Consider the following 10,686-nt stretch of genomic DNA (forward strand, 5'->3'; position numbering starts at 1 on the left):
TGATCGAGCGCGTTCCTGAGGAAGTGCACGTAGCAGCGTTGCCAGGCGGCTTCGGGGATCACCTCGCCGATCGCTGCCACCATGCCGGCGTGATCGTCGGACACGACCAACCCGATGCCCTTGCTTTGACGGCAGCGCTGGCGGTCTTAACTTCAGTCTTGTCATGGTGGCGTTCCTTCGCGGCAATCGGTGACGTGAACAATCACCAGCCTGCCATGACGGCCCCCCCTCAGCGAATTTGCAGAACTCTCAGCACACTACCCCGACGTACTCACCCGGATAGTCCGGCGATCCAGACGACCTGCTGCTGCCGTGCCGGAGCGGATCAGCTCGACGAACTCGTCGCGGTAGGGGTCGACGCAAAACGAATACGACAGCCTCATCGACACTTCGCGCCCAGCGGCATGCGCCAGCCGCGCGGTCTGCCGGATCGCTTGCTTGGCGCGCGGCGGGTCCCCCAGATAGCCCTCGAAATAAGTGACCTTGGTGCCCGAAGCCTTGTCCGGTTCGACATCGTCGGGCCGAGTTCGAAGCAGGCGCCGAGATAAGCGCTCGCCATCGGGCGTTACGAAGATCATCGAGCATGCCGTCGGTGGTTGTCCCACTAGCGGTTCGGTGTCGAAGGCGACGCCCTGGGCGTGGATGTCGTGGGCGTAGATCTCGCCGAGCGCGTCGTTCGACACCTGCCGAAGAAGGCGGCGCGCCCGCCGAAGCTGCCTACGCCAGCGGCGGTGTTGCCGGCGCTGCATTGCCGATGCAAAGAACGTCATAGTCCGGCGTCAATGTCTCCGCTTGGGAACCCGCCGGCCTTCTTACCACGCCGGCCGGGCGCGGGTCTGGCAAGTGGGCTTTCCTTTTGCCAATGCGTTCGTTCCCGGCCCTCACGGGGCGGCGAGTCCCTGCCACCTGAGGCTACATGGCGGCCGTGGAGATTACCTCAGCAGCGGCGCCCGATCGGAAACCTTAGCACCTCCGCGCTTTGGCGTGGCTGCTTGAACTCTTCGACGGCAACCGCCTCAATCAGCAGATCCAAGGCTTCTCGGCCCCTTTGACTCATCGGGTCATCCCCACAAAGGTAGTCATACGCTCGATCTAAATGCCCTCGGGCGGCGGAAAAATCGCTTGTCATATCATAGAACCCTCTCCATCCGCCCGCATTGCCGTTTACGAGGTGAAGGTGGTGCAATCGTCAATATATACAGACAAATTTGAATTAAGTCGGTGATGATCATAGAGGTCGAGTCCCCGACCTGATAGCGCCATCGAGCCCGCCGACGACCACTCGCTGGCGCTCACGGGCGCGGCGCTGAGTAGTGAAGCGCCGTAAAATGTCGACACAGGCGTTGGTGAACTGGACCGAACGACGAGAACAGCCTATCCAGTGTGTTGTCGGCAGTTAGTTCGAAAGTCCTGCTACACCCGATCCGATGCCTCTCAACGCCGAGGCCGCACCTCCGTGCCGAAGCCGGCCTCCCCAATGGTGGGTCGAGCCTTCGCTTACCCCGTGCTTGCCTCACAGATCCGCGACCGAGAACCCAGCCTCATGCTCCCGCCCTGCCGGGGCCTAGGTCCATCAAGCATGAAAGGAACACGTCGGAACCTGGGACATCGCTTGCCCGGCCGGGCGCGATAGCCTTGTCGGGGCAGGCGAGGAGGCGTAGCCGAGTGATGAGCGCACAGGAGAAGTCTGGCGTGAATGGGGCGATGATTGTCAAGCTTTGCTTTTCGTCAACCATCTTGCATGACCGATTGGCGACCATCTCCTCGTCCCGACCCTATATTACCCGTCGCCTGTCGCCGCCAGCGCGCAGTGACTTGTCAAGGATGGAGGCCCGCAGACCCCATCGCGCGGCGACTTGTCCTTGACGGTTACGAGCACGGCGGCAGGTTTGCTGTGGTCGGGGAGCCCTTCCTTGGGCGGAAGCCGACGACAGTGTCCGAGGGGAACTCGCCATGAGCCGGGTGCGCAGAGATCGTCCGACGCTCTTGTATTTGCTGGATCCCAGCCGGCTCCGCCTCCGATTGCCTCGGTAGCTCGGTAGCCTGAGCGCGTCGGCGGCATCATGCCATTATCATCCTACGAATTGCATGCTCCATCGTCCTGGACGAGACCGGTTTGGCTAGCCAAAGGACGAAGGTCTGATTACCAGATGTGATCGGCATGGGGTCGCTTCCACCAACGACGATGATGGGCACCGTCATCAGGGTGGTACGTACGGCTTCGGGCTGTCCTGGCCCGAGGAAAGTCGCTTGATCGAAAATTAGGAGGTCGGCTGCCTTCCCGCTCTCGATCCAGTCGCAAAGACTTTCGAAGGTCGCGAAGCCGACAGGCTTATAACCAAGCGCGGCGATCTTATCGTTGTAGATCTCCAACGCTGCTGGATCGGACTCCACGACTGCAATGATTTCTCCATTGCCAAGTGATCCATCGTATGGACCGGAAGCGCTATCAGCTCTGACCTGCTCCTCAGCGCAGGCCGGTAAGTAGAGATCGAAGCGTGTACCTCGGCCAACAGCCGAGGTGACGTCAAGGCATCCTGCGAGCGCGCTCACATGGCGGTCCACCGCAGCAAGACCCAGTCCGGTCCCGCCGACGCGAGAGCGCGTGGTAAAAAAGGGCTCAAAGATGTGCGGAAGCACCGAACTTGCGATTCCTTGGCCATCGTCGCTGATGGAGAGGAGAACGTAATCTCCCGGTTTCAAGGTGCCCTTAGCCACGGGCTTCGTTTGACAGACGTGAGCGCGAGAAACGCTAATCTCGACACGGCCCTCATTCAAGAGAGCCTCCGACGCGTTCTTGCATAGATTCATAAGGATTTGCTGTATCTCGGTCGGGCTGCCCTCGATCACCGTTTGCCACTCGTTGATCTTGAAGTTCAACTGAACATCCGCACGAAGTGTAACCCGCAGCAATGGCGCGAGATCCATTACACTCTCCGAGACGTCGAAAGGCATCGTCACGCGCTTCCGAGTTCGGCTTAGTGACAAAATTTGATCAATAATCAGCTTGGCTCGGTTGCTGGCCAAGATAATTTGGCCGATGTGGCCCCGAATTCTCGAGGGGCGGCGCACAAGACCTTTAGCCATCTCTGCGTAGCCGACTATTGCTCCTAGAACATTATTGAATTCATGTGTAACGCCGCTTGCGATTGTGCCGACAGCCGTCAGCCTTTCCGCATGCTCCCATCGACTCTCAAAAAGGTTACGTTCCGTGTGTACACGTTGCATTTCAAGATGGTTGCCTAAACGCACAGTAGCGCTCGCCAGAACCAGGAGGTCGTCTGCGGAGGGTGGTGAGCGATCTCCTTCAAAAACAAGGATACAAACCGCAGCCTGCTGATCGGAGGCCCTGCAACCAACAATTTGACAAACACCGGTAGTGCCTACGGCAGTCCGAACCACTTCCGACGCCGGAACGACGCGAAACACTGGCTGTTCCGGGTGTACAAGTGAGACGACTTCATGGATTAGCGTGGCGTTCCAGACGCGCATGCGCTTGTTCGCGACAAAGTACTCGGTATTCCTGCTGATACTCGGATCCACCAGAGCAAGCGCGCATTGATCGGCATCGAAAACGCATTGAATGAGTCTAAGCGCTGCTTCGGTGGAGAAGCGCCGCGAAGCCTTCGTTGCTTGACTGTCGATGAAACAAGCTTCGATCTCACTCATCGCCGCTTCAAGCTCTAACCGCCTTTCCAACCGGTTCGTCCGCACATGCAGCGTGGAGGCTCGAATGGTCGCAAACAAGCAGAGGCATATGGACACCAAGCCAAAGAAAAGTCGTGTACGCTGCGCTTGCGCGCTGGCGAAGCTGTAGGCTTTCAGATGTTCTCGCTCCAATTCGGCAGCCTTGGCGAACGTGTCGAAGGATGGGATCCGATTGACAGCGCGGTCCAACCTCAACATTGAGGACAGGATAGCGCGGCCCTCGCGGGCAACATCCTCCGTGACTTGGTCCTGGCTAGGAGGAAGTCGGCGGAGAGACTGATCGATTTGTAATGCGAGGCTGAATCCCGGTCTGGCCGAAAATTGAAGGATCAGATTGGAAAATTCAGGCCTGTTCGACACTCCCCCCCAAAGGCGATTAGCCGAGCGAGCAAAGCGTACCAGAGAGCTTTGCAGAAGCTCATTTTGCGCGGCCGAGGCCGAGATGGCAGCTTCTGTGTTTTCGAGGGAATTTTTGAGCTGTGCAACCAACCTGGAGTGCACCCCGGAGCTCTCATTGGGCGAGATCTCAACAAGGCGTTGGTAGTTTTGAAGGTTCCTTTTTAATGCTTGCCCGGTAGAAGCAACGGAACGGAAGTCCAATACCATGTCTGCGCGGGCGACGTCTCGCTGGAGCAATGCGTAGTTGATCTGAATCGTCCGCAGTTCGCTTAGGACCGCCTCGTTGATCTGGGGGTCTTGCCACTGTATCGCGACCAAGAGCGCGACCGAGGCCACTAGGGCCATTACAGAAGCTTTGTCGGTACTGAGCCATTTTTCCCAAACGAACGGCGTTTGATCCGCGGTGCGTGCCTTGCGAAGGTCCGATTTGAATTCTAGCTCCCCATCGCGTCGGTGTGCGGCCGGATGCTGCTGGAACAGGAAAGCCAAGTGTACCTCTCCCCTCAAATAGGCGGTGTAGACGCCGTTGCACTCTGCCCCCATGGCCCGCTGACCTTCCATTGATTCGCGGGCGTTTCGACCTCGACGGCGAGGCGGCAGCACAAGGCGGGCAACTGATCGCAGTTTTCGGAACTGGTCTTCCGAGAGATCATCGAAGGGGCATACAAGCGCACGCCTGCAGCAGCCGAGGATGATACCGGTCGGTCAAACGCAACTGGCGAGGGCCGGATCTGCTGTTGGCTGGCAGCTAACACTGGCGGGGCGGCGGCCTCAACTCCGGCGTGCCTAGAGCCGGCTGCTGCGAAAGCGTCCGACACGCTTCCCTTGGGGTCATCCCGTCCAGCGGGCATCCTTGGATCGCTGAAAAAAGACGAGGCGGCTTGATGATCCTGCCCTCGCTGAAGCACCTCGCGAAACCCCTTTTCCAGTCGCAGAAGCTCATCTGGACCGGTAGGCGGCTCGTCAGCTCGACCATCGAACAGCGGCCGGAGCGCCTCGGACACGTGCTGCTCAAAGCCCACTCGCCGGNTCAGCTCGACCATCGAACAGCGGCCGGAGCGCCTCGGACACGTGCTGCTCAAAGCCCACTCGCCGGGCCTGGCCCGCTTGCCCGTCTTCCAAGCCGGCGTCCTGCACCTGCGACAAAGCTGTTACACGGGATGGATTACTATTTCGCGGGTTCATACTAGCCTCACATCAAACTGTATCGTCAAAGTCCTGCGCCAATTCACACAGCGGGTCATCGAGTTGAGATTCTGCGGAGAGCGCCTCCTCTGCTCCCGTCAAAGGGCGCCGGCTCCGGGAGGGCGCCTGTCTGGCTTTCAAAGATGCGTTTCAGAATGCGATCCGAAAATATCGCACCTTCCTCAATTTTAATGGTGGCAGACCTTTGATGAGAACAATCTCGTAGTCGTCATCGAGCNGGCGGCTCGTCAGCTCGACCATCGAACAGCGGCCGGAGCGCCTCGGACACGTGCTGCTCAAAGCCCACTCGCCGGGCTTGGCCCGCTTGCCCCTCTTCCAAACCGGCGTCCTGCACCTGCTACAAAGCTGTTACACGGGATGGATTTTTTCGCGGGGTCCACACCAGCCTCACATCAAACTGTATCGTCAAAGTCCTGCGCCAATTCACACAGCGGGTCATCGAGTTGAGATCCGGCGGAGAGCGCCTCCTCTGCTCCCGTCAAGGGCGCCGGCTCCGGGAGGGCGCCTGTCTGGCGTTCAAAGATGCGTTTCAGAATGCGATCCGAGAAGTAACGCACCTTCCTCAATTTTAATGGTGGCAGACCTTTGATGAGAACAATCTCGTAGTCGTCATCGAGCAGCCGAACCTGTTCGGGAACGCAATAGCGGTGCACCTTGATGTGAATTCTGAATGTTCCAATCGAACGTTCGCGCCTGGCTGTAGGAAATCGATTGGGCTTGAAATGTGAATCCACCGATAGCTTTGGAAATGTAGTTCGGAGTCTCGTCATCTACCTCGATGTTCCTAGAAGCGCGCCGGCAGCCCGGGCGGGGGGCTTGGGGTTAGACTGCCAGCGCACGCCACTCATAAAGAGCGGCCTCTTTTCGCGGTTCGGACACCCATAGTCAACCCGGCAACGTCTGGATGCCCGCTGTGCTTTTTGCAGAGCGGCGATGCCGGGCATATCGGCCGATCCTGTCTAGGATGGTGTGGCCACTCTCGTCGGCCGAGTTGATGCTCCAGCCAGTATCGCCTTGCCGACCAGCATGAGTTCGCCGTTAGCAATCCATCTTTGCGAGCCGAGACCGAGGTAAAAAGCGCGTGTTATCGACTATGTAGCTGACGCTCCCGCTGACGCAGGGTTCCCGCCATTGCCTCGAGGACTACCTCGAAATGAAATACCTCTGCACGGGCGGCATCTGAAGCATGGGCTTGCAGGGGCTCGCAGACCGGTAAACCAGCGAGCCATCTCCAAATATGTGAATTGTGGATTGCTCCTCGACGGGAGCTGAGGGGCGGCTCCGCAAGCCTTACGACGCTCTTTGCGAGCCGTAGCTGCCGAGCTGGCAAAAGGCCGGGCTACGTCGCGCCAGCGCAATCGGCGCGCAGAAAATTAGGCCTACCCGCTCCGGGACCGCGGACCTCGTCAGCTTCTCGTAAGTATGCCCGAGTAGGTTGCTCAGCTGATCTGTGGACGTGAGGCTAGCGTGAACCGGCACAAATTTGACCTATCCAATGTAACAGGTTGGCGGCAGGTGCAGCCCCCGGCATCTCAAGAGCAAGCGGCACAGGCCGGGCAAGAGGGCTTTGAGCAGCGCTCGGGCGAGGCGCGCCAAGCCGCTGCCCAAATTCCCGCCCCCGGCGTTCCGGCTCTGCCAGACCCGTTCCATCCTCATCCGTCTCAGGGAGACCTGAGCCTCATCGAAGGCGCGGCCCCATGGGAAGCGCAGCCCATGATGCAAGGGAGCGGACAAGAACACGCCGCGGCGCCGTACGCCGGAGGCAGTGGGTCGATGCTNAGTGGGTGCATTGCCATGGGAGGCGCAGCCCATGATGCAAGGGAGCGGACAAGAACACGCCGCGGCGCCGTACGCCGGAGGCAGTGGGTCGATGCTAGGTGCCTCGGTGCTGCAGCCGGGTCACTCAACGGCGCGCCATCATCATGCGCCGGATTCGTCAGTGGGTGATCTGAATCCTTCCGCACCGTTCGAGTTGCGTGACCATGCTCGTTCCCCCGTGCCGGCGGCGGTGCAGCCAGATCCTCCAGTAGTGGTCTCCGACGGTCGCGGCTGCAAGCGTCCTCTTTATTCCAACGATGCGACCGTTGTCGAAGGGCTGAGGTCACTCTACGCGGGTAAGGCCAAGGAGGAAACGGTCAAGCGCCATGTAAATTCTCTTTACGGCTTTGGTCGTTGGCTCTTTAAAAATAACAAGCCGGGATTTGCTGCTCGGCTTCACGAGGAGTCGCTGGATGAAGATCTCAAGGAGTACGAGAGCAGTGGTGGCTCCTCGACTGTGGCTGTGGCAATGCGTCGTCTCAGAGAGTCGGCGGGCGGAGTGCCAATGGTGGGCCGCGCTGTCCTGAATCCCGACCCTGCCGACGCCGTGCTCATCAAAGAGTACAAAGCGGCTCTCATCAAAGAGTACAAGGGAGCGCCTGCGACCGGGCCGAATCGCCAAACCATTCACGACTATGGAGCTACTCTTAGACGTTTCAGTGAATACCTGGTTGAAAACAACAAGCCGGGGATTGCGGCTCGGCTTCACGAGGAGTCGCTGGATGAAGATGCCAAGCGCTATAAGGACTCCAGTGGTGACCGGAGGATCATTGCACTAGCTCAACTCCGGAAGTTCCTGCCGTCCGCCGCACTCGGGCGCGAAATTGCCCTTGCTGCTCGTCCGGAAGACGCAGTCGGCATGGAGGCTCGTGCCATTGGGGACGCCGCTGCGCAGCACCGCGGGCCGCAGAAGGCATTGGGTCGGCCAGAGAAGCTCCCTGGGGAAGCTAATGAAGACGCCGCTGTTCTGCCATCGTCTTTCGTACCAACTGGGCACCATCACCAAGCCTCGGATCCCGCAGAGTCCTTTCGTCCCCTGATCTGGCGCGACGGCGACCAGCGCGCGCCGGACGAGCGGATCGCTGCACAGGACAGGAGCAACCTGCTACCAAGCGAGGAGGTGCCACTGAGGCCACCGGAATTCGCTCCGCCCAGCTTGCGGGCGGGGAATTCCGCCTCGCCAGAGCTCTTTCCTGAGGGGATGTCCCCCGCGGTCGAAGGGTTTTTTGGTGTTTTCGGCGACCCCAGCGGGCGGGTGCTCGGCGCATTGCAATTGCTAGGCGACGAACATATCCACAGGGATTACCAGCTCCTGGAGCAGGAGTTGCAGGGGAACAATCCAGAACTCGCCGCCCGGACGCGGTTCGTGGATCCCCTCGTAGCCAATTATCATCTGCGCTTGGGCTCCGAGAGCGACAAGCTAAGCGCATTCCAGCGCATCGTCCATAATCAGAACGGTAACGACACAGCCGACTTCCTGTTCGTGCCAGTGAGCGATGGCGGTAAGACTCTTGCGGAGCGCGGCAAACATTGGTCGCTGCTGTTCGTTGATCGCAGCGACCGGGAACGGCCGGTTGCCTATCATTATGACTCCGTCAGCGGATGGCATGACAAGCTTGCAAAACACCTCGCAGAAAGGCTGGGCGCCAGCCTGGAGACCCGCGTGGACTTACCCCGCATCGCCCAGCAGAGCAACGAGTGGGATTGCGGAGTCTACGTGGTGGACGGCACGCGGGCGCTGGTTGGGCGATTGCAAAGATGGCAGCCAGACCTGGCAGACCTGCCAGACCTGAACCTCAACAACCTCGTCGTCAATCGGCAGGCACTACAAACCCGACTCATGGGTGACGATACATCTGGAACGGCAAATTATCTCACGAACTTTGAACTCATGGACCGACAGGCGCGAGACGCGGTTAAGGAAAGCCCCGTTGGGACGTTTCACCAGCGGATCAAGCGGCTCGGCCAGTCAGCGCGAGCGTTACACGACAGAGCCCTGGCTCCAGTCGCGCCGGACCAAGGCAACCCAGACTCGGTGTTCGTACGGGACGTTGTTCCCGGGGAAACACGCCATCATCATGCGCCGGATTCGTCAGTGGTTGATCTGAATCCCCCCGCACCGTTCGAGTTGCGTGACCATGCTCGTTCTATGCCGGCGGCGGTGCAGCCAGATCCTCCAGTAGTGGTCTCCGGTCGCGACAAGCGTCCTCTTTATTCCAACGATGCGACCGTTGTCGAAGGGCTGCGGTCAGCACTCTATGCCGGTAAGATCGGGGAGCGCACGGTCACGGACCATGTAAACTCTCTTCTCGGCTTTGGTCGTTGGCTCTTTGATAATAACAAGCCGGGATTTGCTGCTCGGCTTGACGATCCGTTGCTGGATCAGGATCTCAAGGAGTACCAGCGCGAGAGTGGCTCCTCGAACGTGGCTAGAGCACTGGGTCGTCTCAAAGAGTCGGCGGGCGGAGCGCCAATGGTGGGCCGCGCTGCCCTGAATCCCGACCCTGTCGACGCCGAGCTCATCAGAGATTACAAAGCGGCTCTCATCAAAAAGTACGAGGCAGAGCCTGCGACCGGGCCGAATCCCAAAACCACTCAGGACTATGCGGCTACTCTTAGACGTTTCAGTCAATACCTGCATGAAAACAACAGGCCGGGGATTGCGGCTCGGCTTTACGAGGGGTCGCTGGATGAAGATGCCAGGCGTTATTTGGACTCCAGTGGTAACCGGTGGATCAGTGCACTAGCTCATCTCCGGAAGTTCCCGCCGTACGCCGCACTCGGGCGCGAAATTGCCCTTGCTGCTCGTCCGGAAGACGCAGTCGGCATGGAGGCTCGTGCCATTGGGGACGCCGCTGCGCAGCNATTGCCCTTGCTGCTCGTCCGGAAGACGCAGTCGGCATGGAGGCTCGTGCCATTGGGGACGCCGCTGCGCAGCACAGCGGGCCGCAGAAGGCATTGGGTCGGCCAGAGAAGCTCCCTGGGAAAGCTAAGCAGCTGAGCGAGATCGGCAATTCAGGCGCTCGCGTGCTGATGCAGGCCCCCACCCATCAAGTGGGTGCATTGCCATGGGAGGCGCAGCCCATGATGCAAGGGAGCGGACAAGAACACGCCGCGGCGCCGTACGCCGGAGGCAGTGGGTCGATGCTGGGTGCCTCGGTGCTGCAGNGTTCAGACGTGTGCTCTTCCGATCTATTCAGGCGCTCGCGTGCTGATGCAGGCCCCCACCCATCAAGTGGGTGCATTGCCATGGGAGGCGCAGCCCATGATGCTGGGGGACGAGCACCTGGCACCGCATACCGGAGGCAGTGGGTCGATGCTGGGTGCCTCGGTGCTGCAGCCGGGTCACTCAAGGGCGCGCCATCATGATGCGCCGGATTCGTCAGTGGTTGATCTGAATCCCCTCGCACCGTTCGAGTTGCGTGACCATGCTCGTTCTGTGCCGGCGGCGCCTGCCGGGCCAGCGTTCGCCAGGGCTGAGGAGACGCCCTCCGCGGTTGGCGAGGCCGCGGTGGCCGAAAGGTGGGCTCGGTTGCAAAAGCAAATGGACGAACC

4 protein-coding genes and 4 pseudogenes are annotated in these 10,686 nt (G+C 59.9%); 2 read left to right on the top strand and 6 right to left on the bottom strand.

Features of this window, described 5'->3' with window-relative positions; translation table 11 throughout:
* From X771_RS0135630 to X771_RS135855, 6 genes and pseudogenes are all read right to left on the bottom strand, one after another.
* Nucleotides 1–122 (bottom strand): annotated as a pseudogene (locus tag X771_RS0135630) (transposase); the annotation flags it as partial.
* A gap of 189 nt (nucleotides 123–311) precedes the next feature.
* A pseudogene (locus tag X771_RS01000000165675) lies at nucleotides 312–745 on the bottom strand (PfkB family carbohydrate kinase); the annotation flags it as partial.
* Between the two features lie 192 nt (nucleotides 746–937).
* A complete protein-coding gene (locus X771_RS1000000169640; RefSeq protein WP_023679698.1) occupies nucleotides 938–1,129 on the bottom strand; it encodes a hypothetical protein in 192 nt (63 codons plus the stop codon).
* 932 nt (nucleotides 1,130–2,061) lie between these two features.
* Nucleotides 2,062–4,596, bottom strand: a complete 2,535-nt coding sequence (locus X771_RS135860; protein ID WP_031203453.1) for a two-component system VirA-like sensor kinase — start codon at nucleotides 4,594–4,596, stop codon at nucleotides 2,062–2,064.
* Between the two features lie 751 nt (nucleotides 4,597–5,347).
* Nucleotides 5,348–5,535: pseudogene (locus X771_RS1000000169645) on the bottom strand (type IV secretory system conjugative DNA transfer family protein); the annotation flags it as partial.
* 170 nt (nucleotides 5,536–5,705) lie between these two features.
* Nucleotides 5,706–6,084: pseudogene (locus X771_RS135855) on the bottom strand (type IV secretory system conjugative DNA transfer family protein); the annotation flags it as partial.
* Between the two features lie 1,168 nt (nucleotides 6,085–7,252).
* Between X771_RS135855 and X771_RS1000000169945 the strand changes: the two are divergent.
* Both X771_RS1000000169945 and X771_RS1000000168990 read left to right on the top strand, forming a co-directional pair.
* Nucleotides 7,253–10,132 (top strand): Ulp1 family isopeptidase, encoded by a 2,880-nt coding sequence (locus X771_RS1000000169945; protein WP_348625482.1) that lies wholly within the window; start codon nucleotides 7,253–7,255, stop codon nucleotides 10,130–10,132.
* A gap of 264 nt (nucleotides 10,133–10,396) precedes the next feature.
* Nucleotides 10,397–10,686, top strand: a 290-nt coding sequence (locus X771_RS1000000168990) for a hypothetical protein (RefSeq protein ID WP_210164669.1), incomplete at its 3' end; no start/stop codon positions are given.

Origin of the sequence: Mesorhizobium sp. LSJC269B00 (assembly GCF_000502815.1) — a bacterium.
Taxonomy (GTDB): Bacteria; Pseudomonadota; Alphaproteobacteria; order Rhizobiales; family Rhizobiaceae; genus Mesorhizobium.